At 64.8% G+C, this 26,993-nt stretch carries 19 protein-coding genes; 11 read left to right on the top strand and 8 right to left on the bottom strand.

The features are described from left to right. Positions 1 to 4 precede the first annotated feature (4 nt). The gene (locus OHB24_RS31780) at positions 5 to 646 is read left to right on the top strand and encodes a DUF6338 family protein (RefSeq protein ID WP_327634547.1); all 642 of its coding nucleotides are present in this window, start codon (positions 5 to 7) and stop codon (positions 644 to 646) included. A gap of 721 nt (positions 647 to 1,367) precedes the next feature. On the opposite strand, the gene OHB24_RS31775 is transcribed toward OHB24_RS31780, so the two are convergent. Together OHB24_RS31775 and OHB24_RS31770 are read right to left on the bottom strand one after the other, a co-directional pair. Beyond that, on the bottom strand, positions 1,368 to 3,122 hold the full coding sequence (locus OHB24_RS31775) for an ATP-dependent helicase (protein WP_327634546.1): 1,755 nt from the start codon (positions 3,120 to 3,122) through the stop codon (positions 1,368 to 1,370). Then, the gene (locus OHB24_RS31770) at positions 3,115 to 4,851 is read right to left on the bottom strand and encodes an ATP-dependent nuclease (RefSeq protein WP_327634545.1); all 1,737 of its coding nucleotides are present in this window, start codon (positions 4,849 to 4,851) and stop codon (positions 3,115 to 3,117) included. The genes OHB24_RS31775 and OHB24_RS31770 overlap by 8 nt, the downstream gene beginning before the upstream one ends. A 511-nt stretch (positions 4,852 to 5,362) precedes the next feature. Here OHB24_RS31770 and OHB24_RS31765 point away from each other — a divergent pair. The 4 genes from OHB24_RS31765 (at position 5,363) to OHB24_RS31750 (ending at position 9,741) form a co-directional block, all read left to right on the top strand. Beyond that, on the top strand, positions 5,363 to 6,511 hold the full coding sequence (locus tag OHB24_RS31765; protein WP_327634544.1) for a tyrosine-type recombinase/integrase: 1,149 nt from the start codon (positions 5,363 to 5,365) through the stop codon (positions 6,509 to 6,511). Beyond that, complete coding sequence (locus OHB24_RS31760; protein ID WP_327634543.1) at positions 6,508 to 6,849, top strand: helix-turn-helix domain-containing protein; 342 nt, start codon at positions 6,508 to 6,510, stop codon at positions 6,847 to 6,849. Before OHB24_RS31765 ends, OHB24_RS31760 begins: the two co-directional genes overlap by 4 nt. Before the next feature lie 224 nt (positions 6,850 to 7,073). Beyond that, entirely contained in the window at positions 7,074 to 8,402 is a 1,329-nt protein-coding gene (locus tag OHB24_RS31755) for a hypothetical protein (RefSeq protein ID WP_327634542.1), read from the top strand. Positions 8,403 to 9,117: 715 nt separating this feature from the next. Then, positions 9,118 to 9,741 (top strand): 3'-5' exonuclease, encoded by a 624-nt coding sequence (locus tag OHB24_RS31750; protein ID WP_327634541.1) that lies wholly within the window; start codon positions 9,118 to 9,120, stop codon positions 9,739 to 9,741. Positions 9,742 to 9,755: 14 nt separating this feature from the next. Here OHB24_RS31750 and OHB24_RS31745 read toward each other — a convergent pair whose 3' ends face one another. Further along, the gene (locus OHB24_RS31745; protein WP_327634540.1) at positions 9,756 to 10,646 is read right to left on the bottom strand and encodes a phosphotransferase enzyme family protein; all 891 of its coding nucleotides are present in this window, start codon (positions 10,644 to 10,646) and stop codon (positions 9,756 to 9,758) included. Next, a complete protein-coding gene (locus OHB24_RS31740; protein ID WP_327634539.1) occupies positions 10,643 to 11,929 on the bottom strand; it encodes a helix-turn-helix domain-containing protein in 1,287 nt (428 codons plus the stop codon). Before OHB24_RS31740 ends, OHB24_RS31745 begins: the two co-directional genes overlap by 4 nt. 149 nt (positions 11,930 to 12,078) lie before the next feature. On the opposite strand from OHB24_RS31740, the gene OHB24_RS31735 reads away from it, so the two are divergent. Then, a complete protein-coding gene (locus OHB24_RS31735; protein ID WP_327634538.1) occupies positions 12,079 to 12,423 on the top strand; it encodes a hypothetical protein in 345 nt (114 codons plus the stop codon). Positions 12,424 to 12,453: 30 nt separating this feature from the next. Beyond that, a complete protein-coding gene (locus OHB24_RS31730) occupies positions 12,454 to 12,777 on the top strand; it encodes a hypothetical protein (RefSeq protein WP_327634537.1) in 324 nt (107 codons plus the stop codon). Between the two features lie 291 nt (positions 12,778 to 13,068). Here OHB24_RS31730 and OHB24_RS31725 read toward each other — a convergent pair whose 3' ends face one another. The 3 genes from OHB24_RS31725 to OHB24_RS31715 form a co-directional block, all read right to left on the bottom strand. Next, entirely contained in the window at positions 13,069 to 13,578 is a 510-nt protein-coding gene (locus OHB24_RS31725) for a hypothetical protein (protein ID WP_327634536.1), read from the bottom strand. Positions 13,579 to 13,814: 236 nt separating this feature from the next. Beyond that, complete coding sequence (locus OHB24_RS31720; RefSeq protein ID WP_327634535.1) at positions 13,815 to 14,888, bottom strand: hypothetical protein; 1,074 nt, start codon at positions 14,886 to 14,888, stop codon at positions 13,815 to 13,817. A 307-nt stretch (positions 14,889 to 15,195) separates the two neighbouring features. Next, positions 15,196 to 18,963, bottom strand: a complete 3,768-nt coding sequence (locus OHB24_RS31715; protein WP_327634534.1) for a hypothetical protein — start codon at positions 18,961 to 18,963, stop codon at positions 15,196 to 15,198. Positions 18,964 to 19,555: 592 nt separating this feature from the next. On the opposite strand from OHB24_RS31715, the gene OHB24_RS31710 reads away from it, so the two are divergent. Further along, positions 19,556 to 21,538 (top strand): hypothetical protein, encoded by a 1,983-nt coding sequence (locus OHB24_RS31710; protein ID WP_327634533.1) that lies wholly within the window; start codon positions 19,556 to 19,558, stop codon positions 21,536 to 21,538. A 606-nt stretch (positions 21,539 to 22,144) separates the two neighbouring features. Next, complete coding sequence (locus OHB24_RS31705) at positions 22,145 to 23,560, top strand: tyrosine-type recombinase/integrase (protein ID WP_442913930.1); 1,416 nt, start codon at positions 22,145 to 22,147, stop codon at positions 23,558 to 23,560. Positions 23,561 to 23,573: 13 nt separating this feature from the next. Here OHB24_RS31705 and OHB24_RS31700 read toward each other — a convergent pair whose 3' ends face one another. Then, positions 23,574 to 24,899, bottom strand: a complete 1,326-nt coding sequence (locus OHB24_RS31700; protein ID WP_327634531.1) for an acyl-CoA dehydrogenase family protein — start codon at positions 24,897 to 24,899, stop codon at positions 23,574 to 23,576. 84 nt (positions 24,900 to 24,983) lie between these two features. On the opposite strand from OHB24_RS31700, the gene OHB24_RS31695 reads away from it, so the two are divergent. Both OHB24_RS31695 and OHB24_RS31690 read left to right on the top strand, forming a co-directional pair. After that, positions 24,984 to 25,718 carry a TetR/AcrR family transcriptional regulator gene (locus OHB24_RS31695; protein WP_327634530.1) on the top strand — a complete coding sequence of 245 codons (735 nt, stop codon included), beginning with the start codon at positions 24,984 to 24,986 and terminating at the stop codon, positions 25,716 to 25,718. Next, positions 25,715 to 26,992, top strand: coding sequence for an acetyl-CoA C-acetyltransferase (locus OHB24_RS31690; RefSeq protein ID WP_327634529.1), 1,278 nt, complete (start codon positions 25,715 to 25,717; stop codon positions 26,990 to 26,992). The genes OHB24_RS31695 and OHB24_RS31690 overlap by 4 nt, the downstream gene beginning before the upstream one ends. Position 26,993 lies beyond the last annotated feature (1 nt).

Raw genomic sequence — 26,993 nt, 5'->3', positions numbered from 1 at the left:
GTCAATGGGTCAAGCACCTTCTACCCTCCTTCAGTTAGCCATCATCGTGAGCTTCGTGCTGCCGGGCATCGTGTATCAGTACGTTCGCGAGATCAGGCTTGGCCCGAAGCCGGGCGAGCGCGACATCGGTGAGCGAGTTCTTCGGGCCTTGACCGCTTCCATCGTGCTGAACGCGCTCTATCTGACTGTGGCAGGACCATCTCCTGTCAAATGGTTGTTTGGCGAGAAGCCGGCGTGGGGTCGCGACTTGATCCTGAACAACCTGCGCCAGATAGGTCTGTTCGCCTTGCTTTTCTTTGTCATTGTGCCGGCCATCGCTGCCGTAGGTACTGCTTGGCTAATCCGGCGACGCCAGCCAGCGAGATACGACGCGGTTCCAACAGCCTGGGACTCAGCCTTTGTCCGACGATCGCCCTGTTTCGTGCGGGCGAGATTGAAGGATGGTTTGTGGATCGGCGGATGGTATGGCTCGGAGTCCTACGCGTCTGGGTTCCCTCACCAAGCCGATCTGTTCCTTCAATCAGCCTGGCAGTTGGATGGTTCCGGTCACTTCGAGAAGAAGACCGAGGCAACGGGTGGAATGCTGATTCAGGCGTCGAGTATCGCGATGCTCGAGTTCCTGGAGGTCGAAGATGGCGCCAAATAACAGGAGAGGACAACATGGGATCCGAAGCGGACGAAAACACCGATTTGACCCCCGCGGAGCGAGAGCTATTTGAGCAGGCCACGTGGCATCGTGGCTATCGTCCCGTCGACAGGACACCCGAGCCGGACGCCGGCCCGACGAGTGCGGGCAGCGCGACCGCAGCCGCGGACTCTGAGGCCCCGCCAACGTCTGAAGAATCGTGACATCCTGTGGATGGCGTTCTCGGTCTCCTGCCCTCGAGAACTGATGGCGTGCGGCGTCGCAGTCATCAACGCCCACGGCGGCTTTCGTTCGGGGCCATCCTCGTACGCTGGCAAAACCTCCGGGAGAACTGGAGCGAACATGGCAGTGCTCGCCCTGGTGCGGAGCACCACGTGTTGCGACGTTGACTAGAACCCACCCGTCGTTGACAGCTCGCTCATGAGCATCCGCCGAGCTGAGGCAACCGGGATCAGGCTTGCGAGCGATCACTAGAGCACCGGACCTTTGCAGGCCATCTACAGGTGCGATGTGAGGGCTAGTCACTTCAAGTCTCGCAAGCGATTGCCGTGAAACTTGCCTAAAGAGCAGTCGTCCGGACTCGACCATCCCCGCGTTCGACAGATCGGTACCGCAGACATCCTGAGCTGGGCGCCGCCGGCTCCGGACTGGGGCAAGTGAACGAACGACGAAGCGCAGATCTGTTTGATGGCTTTCCAGCTGGGGTGCGCACAGCTGGAGATCAGTTGCCGACGTAGTCGAGGAAGCGTGATGCCGGCCGTGCCCAGAGCCCGTTACGAGTTTGAATCGTCTCTGGTCTTGTGAGTAGGAGTGCACGGCTGGGGCGCGTAACTGCGACGTAGAACGCCCGCAGCTCACCCTTTAGATCCTCCACGCTCCGAGCCCTGAAGTCGGGGAACTGCCCATCGTTGAGGCCGATTACGGCCACGGCCTTGTACTCACGCCCTTGGGCCTTATGAACTGTGTGTAGGCGTACGCCTACGCTCTGGCCGTCACCACGCTGCCATCTTGCGACGAACAGTTCAAATCGAGACCAGGTCCGGTCGGCTTGCGGAGTTCGATCGCAGAAACTTCTCCAAACGGAGATGATTTCCGACTGGTCTCTGGCCCAGAACGCATCCTCGCGACTGTCGAGTGCACCAATGCGGGTAACGAACTCCTCAGGGGTGAGGAAGGCAGCAAAGGCGCGAAGGTGCTCCGCATACGTTCCCGAAATCGTCTCACGCACCGAATCTCTGTTCCTCGAATCAACGGACAATTCGCGCTGAAGCCGTCGCCGCGACACAGCAGAATCCGGCCGGAAGGTGGCCAAGAGCCACGCGGACCGACCTATTTCGGAGCTGAGCCAGTCATCGGCGTGCGTAGCCACCGCGACTGTATAGCCAGCGTTCTCGAGTGTCGACTGGCAAGCGCGAAGGCTGGAAGTTGTCCGGCCAAGCACGGCGATGTTCTCTGGTCGGAGCATCGGGTCCTCCCCCGGTGCGAGCACTGCTGCAGGAAGCCCATCCGTTAAGAGTCGACTTACCCACTCGGAGATTCCGGCGGCCTCTGCTTGCTCATCGGCATAGTCAACCCGTCGGACGCTGCCCCGCGCAGCATAGATTTGAGGTGCCGCCGGCGAATCACCAAGAGCTGCCGCGATCTGGTCACCCAGGCCGACGATCTCGCCCGCCGATCGAAAGTTCTGCGTCAGCCGGAACACCGTCGCCCCAAAGTCATGCTCGAACTCGTGCAGGTAGTCAGGACTCGCACCCGCGAAGCCAACGATCGATTGCTTGTCGTCACCGACCAACATCACGTGTGGCACATCGTTGCCGGCGAGGATCAGCTTCTTGAGTAACTCGTACTGGGACGACGTAAGGTTTTGCGCCTCGTCGACGATCACGTGCCGAAACACGCGAGCGACCAGCCCGGCTACCGCTGGAATTTCGAGAAGCTCCTTTGCTCGAGCGAGCATCGCTTCGTAGTCCAGCGCACCGGCCTGGCTCAGCGCAGCATCCCAGTCGTCCGCGATCGGGTCTTCTACCCCTCTCGCTCTCGCGAGGTCCAATCGCGCCAATTGCTCTTTAGGCTCGTCTAGGGCAGGCATTCCCATAGACATTCGCCACTCCTGGAAGAGCTCGGCGCGGTCGGCATCGTCGACAACGATGATAGGCTCGGGCGGGAGACCTACCCATGTCCCGTATTGCAGAAGCAATCCTTGGGCGAAGCCATGGAGCGTATCGGTCTCCACCCGCCGGTGTCCCTCGCCCAGATGTGTGGCGAACCGCTCACGTAGCTCGGCTGCCGCACGACGCGTGTAGGAGAGCGCAATGACACGGAACCCCGCATCTCCACTCAGAATTCGCTCGACCCGCTGAGCTACCACCTCGGTTTTGCCGCTCCCGGCGCTGGCCAGGACGACAACGTAACGATCCTCGCAGTCTCGTGCTGCCCGCTGTTCGTCGCTTAGCTCAACGTCCGCGGCGTCAGGCATCTGCGTCTCCATTCGCTGCGGCCGTCGGTCCCAGCGCCTCGACGAGATGTCGCAGCCCAGCGGGCCATGCAGTTGGATCAGGGAAGGCTTCGACGAATGCCCTTCCGAGCGGCGAGCCATAGGTCCCTTTTAGCTGCTTCAGTCGTTCGAGAGCGGAACCCTCGACAAACGACAGATGCTCTGCGCACCGTGCCAGCACCCATTCTTCGTCGTGCTCGACGAGCACTTCTTCCAGCGCCCCGTCTTTGGCGGGATCGCCAGTCGCCCAAACCCGAATCGCCGAGCTGCGGATCTTCTTCTCATCCTTATGTCCTTGGTCGTCGCAGTCGAGGAAGACCACGCACGGGATGCCAGCCGCCTCGGCATACTTGATAAGAGCGTCGGACTGCGACATGCCGCCTGGGTCCAAGACGCAGATCTCATCCGCCCGCGGCCCAAGAGCCGCCCTGAGAATATGGGGAAGGAATCCCCGTTCCGACGCCCCATCCCCGATCACAAGTGCCCCCGCGAAGAGCAGTTCGCCGAATGGCCGCTCCACATAGCGCCTGATCTTCTCCCACTCCGCCTCGGCGACATCCAATCGCAGGGCTGGTGGCTTTGTCACCTCGACATCGGACGGTGTCATATCGTGAACTATGCATCCGTCTGCCGTTCTTCGAATTAGGCGAAGCGAACCGAGCTCCGCCACCGTGACCAGGTGTGATGAGTGGGTGCTCACAACAATCTGACCCGGCACCGCCGCGAGCAGGTCAGCCAAGTCGAAGCAAGCCTGAGGATGGAGATGTGCCTCAGGCTCCTCGATCAGGGTGACCGGATGGATCGGAAAGTCTGAGCCGTCTCGTCCGAGCCTTCTGTCGTACAGAACACTCTGAACCTGGAGTGATGCGAGGCTGCGCGCCCCCGCCCCGTGGAGGCGCATAGGCATTGCACCAGCACCGGTGTCCAAGGCGATGTCGATCAGTCGGACCAACTCCTCAAGCCGGCCGGGCAGCGCGCTCACATGCGGAGAGCCAATCCCGCTGACTGCGCCGGCCAGCATGCGGAGCCGGTCCCGCACGGCACCAAGCGCTGAGCTCTCGTCGACAATCCGCCCACCGAGTGCCTGAAGATCGGTCTCAAGGGTTCCGCGAGCAGCCTCCGGCACCTCAAGATCGTCAAGCACGCGCCTAATCGACGTCCCAGGACGGCTGAGCTCGCCAGCCAGGTCCCGGCCTGTACCTGTCATGTCCGCGGCGAGCACGCGCCGGTGGGCTCGGCTCAATTCTGACGCGCCACTGGCCGGTCTCCATTCGTCGGTGCCAGCATCGAACATCAGGAATCGGCTCGTGGCGCGGGCACCCCACCCCTCTGCCGACCGTGCGATCGAAGTCCGCCAGGCGATCCGCTGCTCCCCGCTCGCTGACACCAACTGAATGTGAGTCCCGAAGACTTCTCGTACTCGGTCGTCGAAGGAAGCCGCGGGGCCTGCCGGTGCCAAGACGAGTTCGATCGTCGGGTCTTCGTCGGAACCGACGGTGAAATCATCGCGTTCGGCGTTCACGCTGCCACACGCAAGGGCGATGGCGCGCAGGAGGCGTGACTTCCCCGAGTTGTTCCGACCGACGAGAATGGTGAGCTTTGGACGTAGCGTCAGAACGCATTCCCGAATCCCGCGGAACGTCCGTATTCTCACGACCTCGATCCGCATCAGTGATGCGGGCTGCGATGCAGCGGAGATCGTCGACACCATGCCACGATAGTCGGGGTCGACGGGTCTTGTGGAGTGTGGCAGTCGGCGAGTCACTGACAGTCCGGTCACATCCGGGACCAGCCAAGTAGCGCAGCGCATCCACCACAGCGGAGCAGCCAATTGTCGGATGCTGCTCACCGGGATCATCGCGCCCGCATCGCGGCCCTGATCCTGCAGGCTCACCGCAGTTGCGGCCGACGGTTCGTGGCAACCGGCAGGCAATGTCCTCCACTCGCTCTTCGCGGCAGCTTCATGTCCGACACACATCTGGCATTCGAGGCGTTTCTGTCGCCGAAACGATTGGATGCGATCTGGCGACGGTGTGAGATGTGGGGGGTTTCTGACGTTCCTGCTGGTCAGCGGGGACTCGTTCGTCGCGGTGCGGGTGTGACGTTATCGGACTTCGTGCCGGTCGGGAACCGCAATCCTTTGCTGGGTTGAGGTCTTCACAGCGGCTCGCATCTGATGCGATGATCCCGCATCCGATGCGGGCAGGTGGAGAGTGGTTTCGGTGGACGATCGCGGTGCGATTCCGGGCGCGGCAGGCTTGGTTCTGGTCGATGGGGTGTCGCTGTTTCGCCCTGAGGAGCAGGTATTTGAGGCGATGCTGGAAGGGTTCGCGAACCAGCAACTGGCGAGGAATCTGGCCTACTCGACCGTGCAGGCCCGTGAGCATCAGCTGCGCGCGTTCGCCGGTCATGCGGAGGCGTTTCCGTGGCTGTGGTCGCCGCATCTGGCCGATGAGTGGTTCAGTGATCTGCGCGCGGTACGGCATGTCACTCGCTCGACGGTGCGCAGCTACCAGGTCGCGATCCGCGGCTTCTGCAGCTACCTGACCGACCCCGCCTACGGCTGGGCGAGCGAGTGCGAGCGACGGTTCGGGACGCACCCGATTCAGGTGATCCACGAGGTGAACGCGGCCGCGCACGTCGCCGATTCCGAGGCCGAACCGGCACGGCGCGCGTTCACCCGGGCCGAGTTGCAGGAACTGTTCGACCACGCCGACGACGAGGTCGCCCGCAAACAAGCGCTCGGCCGCAAGGGCTGGCTGCCGGCGTTTCGGGACGCGACGATCTTCAAGATCGCCTACGGCTACGGCACCCGCCGCACCGAAACCGCGATGCTGGACGCCGCAGACTTCGGCCGCAACCCCAACGGCCCGGAGTTCGGCGACTACGGCATCTGCTACATCCGGCACGGCAAAGCACAACGCGGCTCACCACCCAAACGCCGCTCCGTGCTCACCGTCTGGGCCTGGACGAGCGAGGTTCTCGAGCAGTGGTTCACCGAGATCAGGCCATGCTTCGGGCTGCCCAACAACCCGGCCGCCTGGCCGTCCGAACGCGGTCTACGCGTCGGGCCGCAGCAGCTGAACAAGCGACTGGCCGGCTACCGGGACGCGCTCGGAATGGACCCCGCATTGGAGTTCCACTCGCTGCGCCGCTCCTACGTCACGCACCTGATCGAGGACGGCTGGGATCCCCGGTTCGTGCAGGAACAGGTCGGCCACAACCACGCCTCGACCACCTCGATCTACACCTGCGTGTCGTCTGACTACCGCACCCGCACCCTGCGCCGCGCCCTCGACGCCATGGTCGCCGATGCCCTGAACCCCGCCCTGAAACCAGCCGAATCGAACCCCACGGGAGGCACTCAATGAGAGGCCACAAGCGTCTGGTCAGCTACCAGTGGCGACTGCGGGAGGTGATGGCCGAACACCAGATGTTCGCCACCACCGAACTCGTCCCACTGCTCCACGAACGCGGCATCGACCTGTCCGCCTCCCAAGTCCACCGCCTCGTCACCGGCACCCCAGAACGTCTCTCGATGGCCGTTCTCGCCGCGTTGTGCGACATCTTCGCCACCGATCCCAGTGAGCTCATCACCACCGACGCGGTCAACCTCGGCGTCCGCAAAACCGCCACCGGCGAACGCACACCGGGCAAGGCAGTCGCCGATCTGCGTCCGAGACGCGCCCGCATCACCGACCAGACATGAACGTCAACCCACCAAGACTGCGGACCCAGACACCGAACCAGACACGGTGCGCTCGTTGCCGTCGGCCCCTTCGAGGCGCCGCCGAGCCTCAACCAGGCGAAGCTCCGCCCACGGGCCGAACAGTCGTTGCCACCAAGCACTGGCCGGAAGGCCCGATCTGCTCAGGCTGTTTCGTCAAGGCCTGCGAGACCTACGGCGTCTGCGCCGGTTGCGGCGTCGACCGGATGCTGCCCGGCATCAGTCCCAGCGGCGACCGGTTGTGCACCGACTGCGCCGGCGGACTTGGCGACTACATCTGCAGCCGCTGTGGTGAGGAGGCATGGCGCCACTACGCCGGCATCTGCGGCCGCTGCGTCCTCACCGACCGGCTCACCGCCGCCCTCGGCGACGGCACCGGCACGATCCGCCCCGAACTCGCGCCGCTCTTCGAGTCGATCCGCGCCATGAGCAGACCACGGTCCGGCATCCTCTGGCTGTCCAGACCGCACGTCCCAGCCATCCTCCAGGCCCTCGCCACGGGCCGCGTTCCGCTCACCCACGACGGGCTCAGCACCCTGACCCCCTGGCGGTCGGTCGTCTATATCCGCGACCTGCTGATCGCCTGCGGAACCCTGCCACCCATCGACCGCTACCTGTTCTTGTTCGAGCAATGGCTCCCCCGCTGGCTCGACACCATCGACGACCCCGAACACCGCAAACTGCTCCACCGCTTCGCCACCTGGCACCTCCTGCGACACCTGCGAACCACCGCCAGGACCGGTCCGATCGGCCACTACCGCAACCAGGGCGCTCGCACCCAACTCCGCACCGCGGCCGCCTTCCTCACCGACCTCGCCGCCCGCCAACACACCCCGCAACAGTGCACCCAAGCCGACCTCGACCGCTGGTTCGCCACCACCAACAGCACCGCCAAGCTGGGGCTACGAGCGTTCCTGCGCTGGGCCATCGACCACCACGCCATGCCGCGACTGGTCCTGCCCCCGGTCGTCACCGGTCACAGTCCACCCATCAGCAACCGCCAACGCATCGACCTCATCCGGCGCATCCACACCGACCCCGCCATCGCGCCGATCGACAGGGTCATCGCGCTGCTCATCCTGCTCTACGCTCAACCACTCCCACGGATCGTCCGCCTCACCCTCGCCGACGTCACCCACGACGGCGACCAGCTCCTGATCCGGCTCGGAGACCCGCCCGTCCCAGTCCCTCAACCCTTCGCCAGCCACATCACCACCTACCTGGCCAGCCGACCCAACCTCGTCACCGCCACCAACCCCGGCAGCCAACTCCTGTTCCCCGGCCGCCGCGCCGGCCAACCCATCCATCCCACCAGCGTCCGGCTCCGCCTGCACAACCTCGGCATCCCCAACCTCAACGCCAGAACCCGCGCCATCCGCGAACTGTTGCTCCAGGCACCAGCACCCGTCGTCGCAACAATGCTCAACTACACGCCCCACAGCGCAGAACGCATCGCCGCCCAAGCCGGCAGCACCTGGAAGACCTACGCCGCCGGCGACCACACCCGTCGCCCCACACCACCACGGCGGCCCTGACAACAACCATCACCAACGCCAAACGTTGAGCACCGATGATTGGCGACGGTCGAATAGGACTCGCCACCGGTCATCACCAATCTGCAACGCGTATTTCGAACCGTGCCCGGGCCGCGCGTTGAGTAGTTATGGACGACCTACCACCTCCGTTCGGCGACGATCTGAGCGCGCGCCAACACGTCTGTGAGCACTGCGGCGACACCTACACCGCGGCCAGATCCGACCAGCGCTTCTGCTCCGATCGCTGCCGCGTCCGCAACTGGCGAAGCCGTCGGCGGGTCCGCTCAGCCGAGGCAATCGAGGCCGAGCACGTCGCCGTGCTCCTCGCGGAAGTCGACCGATTGCAGCGCCAAGTCACCGAACTCCAGCAGGCCAACACAACGCTCCGCGAGGCACTTACCCATGCGCAGAAACGCTTGATCACCGCTCTGCCGTGGCCTCGCCGGCCGTCTGGATCTTGGAGATGACCTCGCCCAGGTTGACGGAACCGGCGGCACTGGTCCCGTCCTGCCATTGCACCCTTCTGAAGCAAGCCAGGACAATGCGGATCCTCGCAGCAGGACCTCCCGCACGCCCGCGACGCGCCCTCTCTCGAATGCAGCAGCGGGGCCACAGGCAGCGGCAGACTTGGGTTTCTCGACACGTCCACAGGCACAGAGGACGGCGCACCCCGACGACCGCGGTGGCACGACCTAGCGGAAGGGGGCGACGAATCGTGGCGCAACCAACGGACTCGTGGACGGCGTACGACTACGCCGTCGTCGACGTCGAGGGAAACGGACAGCAGCCACCGGACCTGGTCGAGATCTCGATCATCGCGATCAAGGACGGTTTGATCGGGCAAGCGAGGACCTGGCTGGTTTGTCCGCCTCGGCCGATCACTCCGATGGCGCGGCGCTTCCACAGGATCACGCACGATCAGCTCGTAGACGCTCTGACCGTGGCCGACATCGAGGCAGAATTGCGCCACGCGCTGAGCGACAAGGTGTTCGTCGCGCACAACGCCGGCGTCGATCTCGGCGTGCTCGGTCGCGAGCTGCCCGGCTTCCAACCCGTACAAGTCCTGGACACTGTCAAGCTCGCTCGGCGGCTGCTTCCTGGCCGCGCATCGTACAAGCTCGGAGCGCTTGTCGACGCGTTCGGCCTAGCCCGAGGTCTTCCGGCCGAGCTGACGCCGCACCGCGCGACCTACCACACGCTCGTCTGCGCCCAGCTCCTCGCCCATTTGGCGACGCCTCCCGGCCGCGAGCCGCGCACACTCGTCGAGCTGATGGATGCCACAGTCCGTAAGTCCACGACAGACACCGCCGGCGAGGAACGAGCCGCGAGTCTGTTCTGAACCGGTGCGTACATCTACTTGTAGCGGCGCCAAAGTTCGTTGGCGCCCGATCTTAGAGTGGCCAGTCGATGCGCGTGGACCTTGGCGATGTCTGGGCGGTTGCGGAGGTCAGTGATGACGCTGGTGACGAGGACTAGTTCTCTGATGCGGCGGAGCGTCGGCCAGGAAGGGAGGGTCGTCACGTCTCGGCCGTAGGCGGTGGCTAGCGCCTCGTGGTCCTGGGTGGCGCCAAAGCGGAGGGCGCTGACGGCGGCTACGACTAGGTCGTAGGCGAGCGGGCCGATGCTGGTGCCGTCGAAGTCGCAAAGGACAAAGCGACCGGTCGGCTCCTTCAGGAGGTTGCCCATGTAGGCGTCTCCGTGGAGTAGGCCCATCCGGAGGTCGGGAGTGAGGTCTCGGTAGTCGGCTTCGGTCTTGGCCCACTGTTCAGTGAGCCAGCCGTGATCGTCAGCGGTTAGGCCGTCGGCCATGGCGAGACGGCTGCGCGCACGACTGAAGGGATCCCAGGGCTTGAGGTTCGGCATCGGTTCGAGTTTGTGCCAGCCAAGTAATGGTGCCGCCAGCGCCGCGCCAGTCCACGCGGGATTGCTGCCTTCAAGCAACTGCCAGATGGTGGCCGAGTAGTTCTCGAACAGGACAGGCTGGCTCAGATCTGGAGCAAGCCTGACGGCCGGCGCATCATGCTGCTCGAGCCAGGTGGCGATTCGTGCGACGTGGTCGGCGCGTTGGCTGGCGAGGTCGCCTGCGCCGAACCTGACGACGACGCCTTGGCTGGGAAGTCGGTACACGGCGTTATTCGTGTACTTGATGAGTTCGGCTTCGTCCGGGAGAAGGCCTGCTTCTTGGCAGATTCCCTTGAGGGCGTGCTTGAGCCGCTGGTCGAGCTCTGGGGACAGGTTCGTCATGCGGTGAGGGCCTTCGGCGCGGTTGTGCGGAGGGATTCGAACTGGTGGAGCAAGTCCACGGCGTCGGAGTTGCCGGAATGGTGTGAAGCTGCGGCGCCGATCTCCGCGAGGCGGCTCAGGCCACGACCACTGCGGAGGACCTGGGCTTCGTTGATGACATCGCGACCTACGTCGACACCGACGTGGAGTTCGTTCGTACGCAGCAGGTTCGTCGACAGGATGATCCGGTCGAAGGTTCGGCTTCGGCGCGATCTGTCCGGGCCGGACTCGGTGATTGCCAGTTGCGCGAATTCGACGGCGCGCACGGCGTACTCGCGGGCCTGTGCCTCGTCCTTTGCGTAGCCCGACAGCGAGTTGTACACCAGCGCCTGATGCCCGGTGTAGTCGCCTGGCGTGAAATACAGCGTTGTCCATGGAGATACTCGACTCTTGTCGGCACGGCCCATCTCGTGTTCCGCACGAGCGAGTGCGTCGAGGACGTGATCGTGCTTGCCGAGCATCGCGTAGGCGAGCGCTTCGTTGGCGTGCAGTCTTGCGACCTCGGCTGGATCGCCCGCGTCCTGTGCCGCGAGCTGGCCAAGCTGGAGCATCTTCAGTGCCTCGACTGGTTGGGCTTCTTGCATGCTGACCCGACCGAGCCGGTACAGGATCGAAGCTGCGAGCGAGGGTTCGTCGGCATCTTTGGCGAGGACGAGAGCGTTCATGAGGAAGCGTCGGGCTGCTGCTTGATCGCCGATGTCGTGGAACGACCAACCGAGCATGCTGCTGAAGTCCGCTAGTGACACCTTGAGGTCTCGGTGGGTGCGTTGGTCCGCGGTCGAGTGGATCATCCGCCGTGCGTAGCCATAGAAACCACGGGCCGCGTCAACCGCTGCTCCCCCGCCGTAACGCTGATCTAGTTTGCGGAACTCCAGGGTCATCGACGCTACTTGTTCGACGTCCGATTCGTTGATGACGGCCGGTACTGCGGCCACGCTGTTCGGCAACTCGGGTAGCCACTTCCGTGCCTGGTCATTGACTGAACCGAACGCGACGCTCGCAACCGCGCCAGCGAAGTTGCGGCGATCGTCGCTGGTCAGCTCGCTCGACTTGTAGCTCTCCCCTTGGCCAGGTGAGCTGTATGCGAGTCCCATCCGTCCGCGCGGAATCTCGAATGCGTCGGCGATGCGTTCAAGGACGTCGTACGCCTTGACCTGGCGGCCGTTGAGGATCTCCGAGACCTCGCCCTGGGATTGGCAGGTGCGGGCTCCGATTTGTGTCTGGCTCCAGCCGTGCCGGGACACAGAGTGTTACATCCACTGACAAAGGACGCCCACCATGACGACGCCGCTGTTCATCGTGATCTGCCTGACCGCGGGGCTGACGATCGCAATGGTCACCTCTCTCCTCCGAGACTCGTCCGGCCGTAACGAATGACATGGCGGCAGGACAGATGACCAGCACTCTTTCAGGTACAGATCACCACGAGCGGGGCAACGCCATGCGGGCGTACGGCTACATCCGGAAGCACTTCCTCATGAACGATTCGGAGCTGGCCGGCGCTCGGAAACTCGTCGTGGACGCTGCTCAGAGTCGTGGCGTTCAACTGGTAGCGATTCACGTCGAGGAGATCGAGACATCGCCCGAGGCGTTCCACGATCTACTCGCGATCGTGATGCAGGAAGCACAGCGAATGATCATCACGCCCGACGTCCAGCACCTCGCGGTCGCGGGCGACCCGTCGTCGGTGAAACAGCGCCTTGAGTCGAATGGCATCACGATCGTGGTCGGCGGCTAGGCACCGCGACCGTCAGGACGAGTGGTGCATATGCCGACTACCCCAGCCCTCGGGTTCATCTCGATGGCCTTCGTGCGCAACACCGGCGAGCTCCTCGCGATCCGTCGACAGCTGAAGGCGTTCGCGACCGAGCACGGGCTCCAGCTCACCAAGGTGTACGTCGAGGAACCCGGGCCTCCCAGCGCGGCCCTCGACCTTCTCGAATCGCTCCTGGAGTCCGACGGGCAGCCGCTCGTCGTTCCAACCCTGCACCACCTCGCCGTACTCGGGCACCCCACGCAGATCAGAGACCACCTCCGCCGCTGCACCCACGAGGTCCTGATTGCCACCAAGCCGGCGGAGCGGACGTGCTGAGGGGACATCCCTTGTTCTCCTCAAGTCCCCTGCACCCCGCGTCCGTTCCGCCGCTCCACCGGGAGCGCTGCCCGATCCACCTCACTGAGTCGGGTGGCGTTCCCGCCCCGAAGCTGCGTCCGCTCGGCGCCCCCTGCGCCTGAGCGGACGCAGCGCGGCGCACGGTCGAGCGCACAGACTCGCGGCCAACCGTTCGGATGATCCTGTTTCAGCGGAAAGCGATCGACCGGCATGAGACGCGAGCTGACTTGGTGATCACCGAACAGACGCGCAACCTGCCGATTCGACCCACTAATCGAAGGTCCGCGACGATGGGCGGCCGTACGTAATGTCCAGAACCCCGTGGAACTCGATCGGTACTGCGCTTTGGGCCCGTACAGCTGCCAGCGCTGTCTGTGGCGCCTTGGAGCTGAGCGTGATCCCCACGCCGGAGAAGTCATGGTTCGGCCCAGCCGAGCTGATGACGCCTCTGTTGGCATCCATCAGCGATCTGGCGGCGGCCACAAGCTCGGCCCTGCTGTAGATCGCCTGGCGGATGGCCACCGGCACTGGCTGACTCGCCACGACTTGCTGCAGCTCAGCCGGAGGATCGCCTTTCCAATAGACCACGACGGTCTTGTGGTCAGCGAGAATGCGAACGCTGCCCGCGTCGATGTCGGGATTCTCGGTGACCCACTCCATCACTGCTTGAGCCGCTTCGTCTTCGGGCGTTGGCTGAACTTCCCCCAGGACCGGGCCTTCAGGGTCCTTCGGAACCTTGGCACCCGCCTCCGCGTGCGAGCCCGCGTCGCTATCACTCATGGACTCGGCTCCTTCCGGAACGACGGTACGCTGCCTCCCCGCTAGTCCCAGTGATCCGACAATAGATCCGCGACACCGGTCCGCCAACTGATCCGCAACAGCCCAGAAGCCTGGCGCCCCTGAAGGACCCGGCGAACGCACGGATCTGCGGATGACAGAGCGTTGCCCGCGTGCGATGGAGCTGCCCTGTGGCGACCGTACAGCGAGTGAAGTTCTGTGCCCAGAATGATCCGGACTCAGGTCGCGGTCTCGAAGTACTCGAGGATGAGTTTGTTGCCACGAAACCAGGAACATGCGAGCTCGGACCAAACGGCGGTTGGGAACTGTCCGTCGATGCGGAACAGCTTGCGGTAGCGGTCCCCCTTACCGCGGGTGCGGAAGCCCTGCTGTGACATCGGGTACTGGGCGGCGGCAAATGCCTTGACTGCGCCGTCGCAATGTACGAAAGCCTTCCTCTCGGTGTCACGGATTGCGTGCAGGTACCTGGCAAAAACCCATTCAGCGCCAGGCTTGGGCGGCGGCATGAACTCTTCGATCTCAACACCCTTCAGAGGTCCGTCAGCGGTCCAACGGACAGAAAGGCCCGCGTAAGGGTGTAGCCAAGAAGTTCCTCCGTCCGGGTCGCCGTGGAACGTCTCCCCCACAGCCGAGAGGTTGTCGAGATCCTCAGCGACAAGACTGCGGCCGTACCAGAAGTCTCTCTCTTCCCACTCTTCGTACTCGTCCTTGTAGCGGAGGCGGCGGTCGTCGAGTGCGAACCGGGCGATGAGGTCATGCTGCTTGGCGAGGCGGAGGACTGTGCCGATGAGTTCGTAGTGAATGTTGGAGCCGAATCCGCGTCGAAGGAGTTGGTGGTACTGGAAGGCATAGTTGCCAGTGTGAAGACCCCATGGACGGGCATCTAAGTCGGTGACGGTGACGAGTCCGCTCTCGTCGAGCAAGGGGATGAGGTTGGGGGCGGCCGCGAACACTCTGGAATCAGGACTCGGGTTGTCGAATAGATCGATCGATAGTTTGGAGTGCGTTGCCCACGTGACTGCCTCTAACAGTGACTCAGATACCGAGGGCTTCTGGAGCACGTCCATGAGGAGTTCGTAGATGCTTGCGACGACGTTCGGCTCCTCGACGGCCCACCGGTCGAGGACCGTCACGGCTTTGTCACGGACCTCAACGAGTCTTGGACTCCCCTTCGAGAACAAAAAAAGGGGCGCCGTGTCGACGTCGAGCATCGTCTGGCACAGGTCATCGTAAAGCGGACCGAGTCTCCCCCCGATCGCTGCCATGTCGCTGATGTTTAGGTCGTCCGACATCGCCCCTCCGCTGGTTGCCCCGCGTGATCAACATCATGCCGGCCAACGTCGACAGCCCGTGCGGATCGAAGCGAAGACTTTCAGGACCCAGCCGACTGTGTCACACCGCCGCGATTGACGGAGCGGCGCCGCCCCGTGCGGTTGAAGCCGGACGCAACGTCCGGACATGCCGCGGAGAGTGAAAGCTCGGAACTGCCGATGTGCGCGCATCCAAAACAGCGCTGGGGTATCCCCCGCTCGCCGGCACCGGTACGGCATGGCGCCTCGGACTAGGTACGGGCACAGAGCACGCCAATTGAGGACAGCGCTAGTGATCCAGCCCTTCTAGGAACCGTTTCGCCTCCTCGTCGTTCCGGCGCCCTTCCTCCCGGTACGACTCCGCAACCGACCGCAGTGCGGCGGCAGTTCGCGGATGCATGGCCTGGACGGCTTCGGCCCAGCCCTCGTACCTCTTCGCGAGGTCATATTCCTGCTTGCCGCCTTCGGTCATACCTCGCCTTGTGACGCCTCGCTTGTTGAACAAGCCGACCGTGAAGCCTCGTTCGAGCCGGTCGTTCGGCGCGGTTTCAAGTACCTCTCGCACCGCCCGAGCTGGGAAGGTTCCGTCCGGATCGGTGGGGGCATGTGCGAGCACCTCCCCGACGTGCAACTCTCCGATTTCGAGGCGATCCGACTGCGTTAGGAGGGCGCGGACCTCGTCAAGCCACCCTTGAAGAGCGGCAGCGTCCACGCTCCCGTCTTCCCTGGTGCCAGGCACGACCCGCCACTCTCGCAGCAGCCTGTACGCGTTGGACGCCAGATTCGGGTCTACGTCGCGCGGTTCGGCGCGAGCTTCTGAACTCGCAGGCTTGAAAGCTAGCTCTATGAGCTGGACGAACGTCGTCGGGTCACGGGCGAGAAGGCGCTGCAGTGACGGAGCGCGGGATTCGTAGCGCAGAGCCGGGAGGAACTTCCACTCGAGGCGCGCTACCTCGGTCTCGTCAACGCCGCGCGAGCGCAAGTAGTCCAGCAGTCTCGTGAGGTCATGCTCCGAAACGCGGCCAATCTCGGGGTCCTCCACAGTTCCGAGTTGAGTCAGCGCGTCACGGACGACGTCTACGCCGTCGCCAAGGCGCTCGGCGTACAGGCTCAACGCGTCGATCGCCATAGCTGCACGGCGGTGGCGCAGGAGTTGCCTTGCCACCTCACTGGCATGCGGGAACTCGGCGCCACGCCCATGTGGAACGAACTCGGCCCAATAAGCCTCATCCACATCGGTGCCAAGTTCCGGGATCAGCTCCCATGCGTCGGTGACGTCAGCGACGGTCTGAAGCAGGCGCGCCTGCACAAGGGGACGACCTACGAAGCGCTCTACCCATGGCCGGACGGCCGTGACGGCGCCTCCGCCACGAGCGCGCGCGAATCCCTCCGCGAACTGGACCAGTTGTCCGTCTTCGCTGTCCAGCAGTGAGAGAGCCTCGTAGTCGTGCTCGTCGTTGACCGACGCCAGGGCGGAACCCACCGCCCAGGGAAGCTGGACTGTGGTCGCCAACTCCGCCGACGCACCGAAACCTTGTTCGCTCAGGATCTGGACGATCGCGTCTTCCCGGGCGCGCTGCAATTCAGCCTCGAAAGTGGCGAAGTCGTCACGCACCGAGACGCCAATGTCTGGATGCCAACTGTCAAAGAGCCAGCGGTGCAGTTCAGTGGCGAGTGGAGGCCTTAGGCGTTCGCCTACAGCCGCGAGCGGCGTCAGCCATTCTTCTGAGAGCGACCAGTCCGCGTCGGGGTACTGCCGATGCTTGCGCACGAAGTCCTCGATTGCGTTCCAGAGCGCGACCAACGCCTCGCTGTCCAGGTCGTCACGGTCCAGGGCTTCGAGCGCCGCTATTGACTCGCGCCGCCATACTTCCGGAAGTCGGTCGAATTCTGGAATGACGTCGATCCATCGAGCCTGCTCTTTGGTCGCGACGTGCACGATCCGTTCCGCAACCGCGTCGACCATGCTGAAGAATTCGCCGTATGTGACGGTCCGCTCACCCTCGCTCGCCCACTCACGAAACAGCGGCTTGTAAGTATGCGTGCCGACTGCCGAATGCTCGGGCAGCAGGGCGATCAGGAGGTCCCACGTCACCTCGCTGTGCCGCTGCAATAGGGCGTCCAGGGTCATGACACGGGTCTCGGCAGGAGCCGAGGTCTGTGGCAGCCAGGGGCGGAATATGTCGCGAAGGCTCGCTGCGGGGCGATTGCTCAGCTTGCCGCCGGGATCGATCTCAGCCAAGTTGGCAAGCAGCTCGGCAGCGAAGCCGAGGTGTCGCCCTGACCAGGCGACGCACTCCAAAGCCCACAACAACCCGGTGTGGGGGCTGCTGGCATGCCAAGCATCGTCCTCGTCCTGAAACAGTTCGCGAACGAGCGGCTGCTGGCCGTTCGCGGCTTCGGCGACGGCGCGGAGAAACATGTCCGGTGCCGCCTCTGCCAGAAGAGGCAACACGTCTTCGAGTGATGCCCACAGTTGCGCGGAAGGGTCTTCGTTGGCGCGCCTGAGGAGTCTCCAGACGACGCGTTCAGCCCATTGGTGAGCGGATCGGCCTCCCGAGAGTCGCACCTCGTCGCCACGAACTCCCAACAGTGCGATGGTTCGGCCGAGGCCCTTGCGCAGGTCGCTTGAGTGGACCCGCACCTTGCCATAGATCGCCGCGCTCCAGCGCTCGTCTGGTGGAAGGTCCAAACGCGGGTCAACTGCGCCAAGCACGTTCTGGACAGCTCGCTCAAGCGCTTCCAGGTCCGCGTCCCTGATCGTGTGTCTCGCGGTGCGCCATGAATCTTCGGCAGCTGCCACGGCCCAAGCTGCACCGACGCGGGTGAACAGCGGGTCGGGTTGACGGACCGCGCTGTGCAGTCGCTCATCGATGTCGTCCTGCGCGGTCCCGGTGATGCCTTCGAGCACCTCGACGTCGCCGCTTCGCAGTTGGTTCCAGGCGCCGGCCAGCCACGCTCGACGTACGACTCGTTCGGAGAGGTCCTGGGACCACTGGTCGGGATCGGGCTGTCCGAACCTCGTGGCAACCCGCTGAAGGGCGAGCAGGCTCTTGTTGCCAGCGCGCACGTACCGGGAGAGGTCGGCCTCGGGAACGCCCGCTTCACGGAGTGCCGCCTCAAGTGCCAGGTGGTCGAGCGGCGGCAGTTCGATGTCAGCGTCGCCGTCGGTAACAACGAAGACGACGTGGTGGTTCTCGACGAGTTGCGCATCCCGCTGCAAGTGCTCTTCGTAGGGGAGCAGGATGAGCAGACTCGACGTGCTGTCCAGCCGCCGGAGCGTAATGCCATCGTGGACAAGGAGCGACCGGGACAGCATCAGCTCCGATGCCTCAGCACCCTGCGCCATCATCGAGCACGCCGCGAACGCCAGCCCGTCGTCAACACTGGCGGCCTTGATGAATGTCCGGCCCACGTCCACCGAAAGACGCCGAAGCAGTGCCGCAGCATGGTCTTCGCGACCCGCAAGCACGACACCCGCCGTCAACGTTGGATCGAAGCCGTTGGAGAACCGGCGCCACCACTCCTCGATCGTCGCCACGCCGAGGGCCGGCATGTCGAGGAGTTCAGACAGCCAGATACGGTCCTGCACGCACTCTTCGAGCGCCTGCTCGATGTCATCGGCATCGAGCGCCCGTACGTCGCGCCACTTGCCTTCTGCGCGCCGCTTCTGCTCCCAGTCCTTCTTCTTTCGCCAGCGCCGCGGGGTCACGAACACGAACGTGGTCGTGGCCATGTCGAGCCCGAGTGGGTCAGCGGTGCGGGTCTTGTAGTCGTCCGTTGCCTTCCCGGCCGGGTCCTCGCTCGTCCCCATCTCCCAGACGCTCAAGCCATCTGGCACGAAGGAGGTGGCTCTGGTCGCCTCGACTACGCCGTCATAGCCCGGCAGCCCAATACCTTCCCCGCCTGGCATCTCCACGCGTTGGACCTGATCGTTCTCATGTCGAATGAGCCGGCGGACAAGCCGCGGAAGGTCGGCCTGCGCAGACCGCTGGTCGGCCCAACGCTCCAGATCGGTAGCGTCAGCCAGGTGCGGCGGACCAACTCGCTCTGCCATGTCCCCAACTCCTCCTTGGCCCAAGCCTAGGTGGTCGGTGCCGGAGGCTCGGGGAGGCCGGGCACTGAGAGCAACAGATGCGCGCGGCAGCATCCGCTCATGCAGCCGACAGGTGTTGCGGTGGCTACGCGCTTGGGCGCTTTCCCGGGGCGATTTCGACTTCCCCGGCAAGCCATCTGACGAAGCGGTCTGCGTGGACCAGATACGTCGTCTTGCTGCTGGGCGCCAGATCGGCAGCGTTGATCAGGCTGCTGTAGCGCTCCAACTCTCCGCGAAGCTCATCCAGCGTCCACGAGTTGCCAGCTTCCCTGTCCGTGCGTCCCATGGTGCACGACTCGGTCCCGGCCCGAACATCCGGACATGCCGCATAAAGAGCGTTCACGCCACTGGCCCCCGACCAACGGCAAGATCATGTCCTGCCACCTTCTTGACTCAAGACAGACCTGCAGCCTGCCGGCGTCCAGGGTGCCGCGAGGCTCGTCCTTGGCCGCCAGGACAGCCTCGATCAGGGCGCGACGCGCAGCCCGTAGGATCTCCTTCTAGGCTGTATGCCGTGGTCACGAGTGGTAGGCGTGAGCGGAGGGGGTGAGCCGTGGCGCAGTCCGAGGTGCTCGATCCGGCCGATATCGGCATCGTGGCGACCGGCCTCGCCGACGGCTCCGTCGGTGTCCGTGCTGCGGCCTTCGAGGCACTGTCTCGGCTGCCGCTGCCCGCCCCCGACTGGCGAGTGGTGGGCCGGTGCGCGCTGCGTGTGCTGGCCGGTGGCGGATCGGCGGCCGAGCGTCAGGCGGTGATCGAAGCTTCCCCGTCGATCCCTCTGAGGTCGGTGCGCGATCGGGTCGCGGAATTCGTCGATTCCCCGGATCCGGAGCTGAGCCGGCATGCCGCTGCTGCTGTCCGCGAGATGGGGCACGCGCGTACGGTGCCAGCGATCCTAGCCCTCCCGGCCGGTGATTCGGACCTGTACCGGATCGCGCTCACCGACATCTCCGGTGCGGTCGCGGCGGTGCGCGCCGAGTTCGGCGCGCGCGCCGCTGGATCGGAAGACCGGTTCTGGCTCGCGCTCGCGCTCGCGCTCTCCGGGGAGGACGCGGAACTCAGGGCGGTCGTCGAGCCTCTTGCAGGGCTGCATCGGCCTGACTGGTACCGACGCGTGGACTACAGGCTGCGCGAGGTGATGGCAGCGCGTCGACTCCCTGAGCCAACCGCGCGATGGCTATCCGAGCCGGATGCGCTGATACCGGCGGATCTGGTCAGCGCACTCACTGTTCTTCCTGACCTGGCATGGTCCTACTCCCACCGAGTTGGAACGGCGCTTCGGCCCGGTTGGAGCGACGGGCGAAACCCCGGCTTCTCGACGCGAGGCGATCCGGACCAGAACGAGGCTCGCGAAGCCGACGAGCTGTACGCATGGATCTCCGACGGATCCACGTGGCTGACGCCGGGGCAATGGGAGGAGACGACGGAGGAGCTCGCCGCGAGGGTTCGCAGCGTGGAGTCGCACCCCGTGATCGTCAGCCGGCTGATGGAACGAGCATCGGTGGCGTGGGACGGGTACCACTCGATCCTCGAGTCGAACACGATCGTGACGCTCGTGGGGATGGCACAGGGTCGATTCCGGCCGGATGTGGCCGGATTGTTCGACACCTATCGCGAGGTGATGACCCGGTCGTGGCAATTCGAGCGGAGCGCCGGGTTCGACGAGGCCAGCGTCAGGTTCGGTAGGGCCGACGACGAGGGCGGCCCGCGATCGTTCTGCCTTCAGATCGGCTGGATCGTCTCGCGCGGCGGGCTTCCTGGCCTGGTCCCAGCGCTGGCAGAGCATCTGCGGGCCGCCGATCCCGCGGACCGCATTGCGGCCGCCTATCTGATTGCCGACGCGGCGGCTTACGTGACGGAGGCGATCGCGCCGCAGTTCGGTGGCGGGTCGGGTCCGGACCGCGAAGCCGCGTGGGAGCTGGTGGACGAATCCGACGAGGACAAGGTCGGCGACGAGACGGTACCAGCTGGGCCCGGGCTGGCACTACAGGAGGTGATCAACAGTGCCGTGAGTCGATTCGTGACTGAAGGCCGCGTGCTCTTCAATCCGCCCGACCGCATGCGCAAGGGCCACCTCGAACGAGTCGAGGTGGCCGTCGCCAGAACCAAGGATCTTGACGAGGCGCTTCTCCAAATGGTGCGCGGACAAGGTCAGCCTCGAATCGAAAACATAGAGACCTCTCCGTTCATGGCGGTCGAGCTCAAAGGCTCCGGATTCGACGTCACGCCGCTGCAGGGGGCGACGGGCACCGAGCAACTGCTCCGTCCGACGGCGTTGTGGGAGTTCGATGTGCTGCCGTTGCGGAGCGGCTTCCAGACACTCCAAGTGTGCGTAGCTATGCGGATCCCGATCCAAGACCGGTCTGACGAACGTGTCTCAATCCCGGTACTCGAACGCCAGATACGGGTCGCTATCGACACCCGCTACAGCAGTCAGCAGTTCCTCAAACGAAACTGGCAGTGGCTCATCGTTACCCTCATCGGGTTCGCAGGTGCTGTGACAGCCTGGTTGAAGTTGGTTCGCGGGGGCGAGTGACCCGGGCGCGACGACCTCAGCCGCATCCCATGGGCACTTTCGGGCCCAGCCGCCGCGACCGACTAACGACGCTCGGAGTTCGTTCGCCCCCCCAGTGTTCAACCCCGTGCCCGCATGCAGCAGGGCACTTGCCAGGGCGGTCACAGTATCTGTGCAGGTTTGCGATGTGCCGCTGGCCCCGCAGTCGCGAGCGAAACGCCGCCAGCCGCACAAGCCAGCCGCGAGAGCACACCCCGCCGGCGCAGCGCGCTCGCATCCCGCGATGGGGGCCATCGAAGGTGCGTCATACCGCCGCGATTAACGCAGCGGCGCAGGTCCAGTTCCGGGTTGAAACGGAGGACGCAACGTCCGGACATGCCGCGATCCGTGTTTTCGAATGTCGCATATCACCTGGCGGACGAGTGCCGCGCATCAGTCGACGGAGGACCCCCGCTCGTCCCACCTTGGTGAGTTTGGCTCTTATGGATCAACAGCGGCCTCGGATCGACCCGGACATTCCGCTGGATCGGTAGGCCTGTGCAGGCGCACGGTGGTCAGGGGTCGACGGTCTGAACACGACTGGCGCTCAAGGCCGCACGCGACTAAGTCTTCGCGAACCATCGCCGGATGCCCGGACAACGGTCGATTGTCTCCACACTCCAAACGTTGAACTGCCGCACATCGACACGATGGAGGTGCGGCGCGATGGCCTACGTGAAAGATCAGTGGACTCGGGCGGTGAGGCAGGCGGACGGGACGGTTGGGCGGGTTCGGACTGCTAAGTGGGGGCGGGGGAAGCGATGGTTGGCGGGGTGGGTGGATCCGGAGGGGCGGGAGCGGTCTAAGGCGTTTGGGACGAAGACGGCGGCTGAGCGGCATGGGGCTGCGATGGAGACGGATCGGGAGCGTGGGGAGTACATCGATCCGGAGGCTGGGAAGGTTCGGTTTGAGGAGGTTGCCGGGAGGTGGCTGGCTTCTCGGGTGGTGGATCCTGCGACTGCGTTGAAGTACGAGTCGTCGCTGCGGCTGCACGTTGCACCCGTGTTTGGGCGGCGGCAGTTGCGGACGATCAAGCCTTCGGAGATCGCGGCATGGGTGGCTGGCCTCGATTCGCGGTTCGGGTCGTCTACGGCGCGTACGGCGTACCTCGTGTTGCACGGGACGCTGGAGGTTGCCGTTGATGATGAGGCGATCAAGCGGAATCCGGCGAAGGCGCGAGTGGTCAAGGTGCCGGCGGAGAAGGGCGGGAAGACCACTGCCTGGAGTGATGAGGTTGTGCTGCGGATCGTGGAAGGGCATCCGGCGCCGTACAGGCCGATCGCGTCGATCGGTGCTGCGTGCGGGCTGCGGCAAGGTGAGTTGTTCGGGCTCGCCGAGGAGGACGTCGACTTCGACGAGATGGTGATCCGAGTCCGGAGACAGGTGAAGAAGCTCGGCAGGGAGTTCATCTTCGCGCTGCCCAAGAACGACACCGAGCGGACCGTGCCGATGTCAGAAGGTGTAGCCGTGATGCTCGCGGACTACATCGAGACCGCGAAGCCGCGGGCCTACACGTTGCCGTGGGAGAAGATCGACGGGAAGCCACACACCGTCAACCTCTTGTTCCGGTGGACTGACGACAAGCACATCCGGGCGCGGACGTACGACGAGCTGGTGTGGAAGCCGGCGCTCTTCCACGCTGGCGTCATACCCGAGCCGACGAAGGACGCGCGGGGCAGGCGGCAGTACTACTCTAGTCGCGAGAACGGCATGCACGCGCTTCGGCACTACTACGCGAGCATCACCCTGGCGGACGGCGTGAACATCAAGGAGCTGGCGCAGTACCTGGGGCACGGCGACCCAGGGTTCACGCTCCGGCTGTACACCCACATGCTGCCGTCGTCGCACGAGCGGGCGAGGAAGGCGGTCGACTCGCGCCTGGCCCGTCTCTTCTCGATGGAGTCTCACGGAGCTGTGACGGAGCTGGCCGCCGACCGGTCCCCCAGACCTCAGTGGGAACCCGACGGCGGCCAGTCACTCGATGACCCTGGAATCAGCCTGTGACCTGCGCAAACACCTACCGGATGCGCATCCCAGAGATGGCTCGGGCGATCACCAGACGTTGGATTTCGGAGGTGCCTTCGAAGATGGTGTAGATCTTGGCGTCTCGGTGCATTCGTTCTACGGGGTATTCGCGGGTGTAGCCGTTGCCGCCGAGGATTTGGATGGCTTCTTCGGTTACCTTGACGGCGACCTCGCCGGCCTTGAGTTTGGCCATGGAGCCTTCGCCGTGGCGGTACTCGGGGGTTTCGCCGCGCATGAGGGCGGCGGACATGTTGGCGGCACGCCAGACCAGGAGGCGGGCGGCGTCGATTTCCATGGCCATGTCGGCGAGTTTGAAGGCGATGCCCTGGTTGTCGATGATGGGGCGGCCGAACTGTTCGCGGGTCTTGGCGTAGTCGAGGGCTACCTCGTAGGCGGCGCGGGCGATGCCGATGGCTTGGGCGCCGACGATGTGGCGGGTCATTTCGAAGGTGGCCATCGAGGCGTTGCGGCCGGCCGAGCCAGAGCCAGCAGTCCCATTAGAGGCGGCAGCCCGGGCGATGCGGGCGTCTAGTTTTTCTTTGCCGCCCAGGACGTTCTCGGCGGGGATGCGGACGTTGTCGAAGAAGACGTCGGCGGTGTGGGAGGCGCGCAGGCCGTGCTTGCGCAGTTTCGTGCCCTGCTCGAGGCCGCGGACCTCCGACTTCGGTACGACGAACGCAGCCTGACCCTTCGTGCCGAGCGACGGGTCGACGGTCGCGACGACGACGTGGATGTCGGCGATACCGCCGTTCGTCGCCCACGCCTTCTGCCCGTTGATGACCCACTCGGACGTCCGCTCGTCGAAGACCGCGCGCGTACGGATCGCGGACACATCAGACCCCGCACCGGGCTCGGACGAGCAGAACGCGGCCACGCGTACGTCGTCCTGCGTGCCGTAGCAGCGACCCATCCACTGGCTCCACTGCTCAGGCGTTCCGTTCGAGAAGATCGCGGACGACGCGAGGCCGGTGCCCTTGAGTGACATCGCGATGCCGGCATCGCCCCAGAACAACTCCTCGTGGACGAGCGGCATCAGCAGGCCGGTCGGGTCGACGAACAGGTTGATGTTCATGTCGAGGCCGTAGATGCCGACCTTCGCCGCTTCCTGGATGATCGGCCAGGGCGTCTGCTCGCGCTCGTCCCATTCGGCCGCGGCGGGCCGGATGACGTCGGCGGCGAACGTGTGCGCCCAGTCCCGGATCTCGCGCTGGTCGTCGTTGATCGCCAGCGAGAAGGTGCTCCAGTCCGGCTTCGAGCGCTCGGCGCCGAGTTCGCCGGCCAGCGACATCACGTCTGCGGACACAACAGGGTCGCTCATCAGGTCCTCACAAATGCGGAGATGTTACCGACGAGTGTAACTGTCGTTTGCACCAACGGGTACCACTGTGGCTAAGATCGATTCATGAGCTCCGCGCTGCTCGCGATCGGACGCCGCCGCACCACGGCGGAGCGTCGGCGCGACCGCGAGCGGGACATCATCCGCGCCACCCGCGAGATCTTCGACGAGCGCGGCACGATCGACGCCCAGATCGACGATATCGCCAAGCGGGTCGGGATCAACAAGGCCCTCATCTACCGGCACTTCGCCGGCAAGGAAGAGCTGTTCGCGCTCACCCTGGTCGACTACCTCGGCGAGCTGGACAAAAGCCTGCAAGAAACAGACAACAACAGACGGGCGCCGCTCAACCGGCTCAAGGCGCTGAGTGAGACGTTCGTCGACTTCTGCCTCAGCTATCCGGCCTTCACCGACTGCGCGATGAGTCTGCTCAGAAAGACCGGCGAGCAGTTGTTCGGCGAGATCACCGAGCCGGTGATGGTCAAGTTGGGTACGGCGATGGCCGCGCCGCTGGACCGTATCGCGGTGGTCCTCAAAGCCGGCCAGCGTACGGGCGTGTTCGACGAGGTCGACACGGCGTACCTGGCGAACCATCTCTACACGCAGACGCTCGGATCGTTGCACATGGCAAGGGTCGGGCTGATCGTGTCGGGCAGCCAACCGGGCCACCCGGTGGTGCATCATGCCGATGTCGGCACCGTCCGGTCGACGGCGATCACCGCGACTCTCGCCACCGCGGTGGGACAGAAAGCCCTGACAACCAAGAAGACCCGCTCCGCTAGAGCAGGAGACATATCGTGACCGAACCGCGCAAGGTGGCCGTGGTCGCCGGCAACCGGATTCCGTTTGCCCGGCAGGACAAGACCTACCGGCACGCCTCCAACTCCGACATGCTCACCGCCGCCCTGAACGGTCTCGTCGACCGCACAGGCCTCGGTGGCCAGGAGGTCGGTGAGGTGGTCGCCGGAGCAGTTCTCAAGCATGCCCGCGACTGGAACATGGTGCGTGAGGTGGTTCTCGGGTCGAAGCTCGCCCCGACCACCCCGGCGTACGACATCCAGCAGGCCTGTGGCACCGGGCTCGAGGCGGCCATCCTGGTCGGCAACAAGATCGCGCTCGGCCAGATCGACGCGGGGATCGCGGGGGGTGTCGACACCGCCTCCGACGCGCCGCTCGCGGTCAACGACCACCTGCGCAACGTCCTGCTCGACCTCAACCGCGCCAAGACGTACCCGGAGCGCTTGAAGGTCCTCGCCCGCGTCCGCCCCAAGGACGTCGTACCGGAGATCCCCCGCAACGCCGAGCCGCGCACCGGCAAGTCGATGGGCGACCATGCCGCGTTGACCGCGCTCGAGTGGGGCATCACCCGGGAGGCGCAGGACGAGCTCGCGTACAACTCCCACATCAACCTCGCGAAGTCGTACGACCGTGGTTTCCAGAACGACCTGATCACGCCGTACCTGGGCCTCGAGACGGACCAGAACCTGCGCCCGGACACCACGCTCGAGAAGCTGGCCAAGCTCCGGACCGTGTACGGCAAGGGCGAGACCGCGACCATGACCGCCGGGAACTCGACCCCGCTGACCGACGGCGCCTCGGCCGTCCTGCTGAGCACCGACGAGTGGGCGGAGCAGCACGGTCTGCGGCCGCTCGCGTACCTGACCCACTCGCAGACGGCCGCGGTCGACTACGTGAAGGGTGCCGAGGGTCTGTTGATGGCCCCCGCGTACGCCGTACCTCGGATGCTGCAGCGCGCCGGGCTGACCCTGCAGGACTTCGACTACTACGAGATCCACGAGGCGTTCGCCTCGCAGGTGCTGTCCACCCTGAAGGCGTGGGAGGATCCGATCTTCTGCAAGGAGCGGCTCGGCCTGGACGCGCCGCTCGGGGAGATCGACCGGGACAAGCTGAACGTGAACGGCAGCTCGCTCGCCGCGGGTCACCCGTTCGCGGCGACCGGCGGGCGGATCGTTGCCGCGCTGGCCAAGCAACTGGACGAGAACGGCGGCGGTCGCGGGCTGATCTCGATCTGCGCCGCGGGCGGCCAGGGTGTCGTCGCCATCCTCGAGAAGTAGG

This window comes from Kribbella sp. NBC_00482, from assembly GCF_036013725.1.
GTDB lineage: Bacteria > Actinomycetota > Actinomycetes > Propionibacteriales > Kribbellaceae > Kribbella.
The sequence above is the reverse complement of the archived record's forward strand: the minus strand, read 5'-3'. Positions and strand labels throughout refer to the sequence as shown.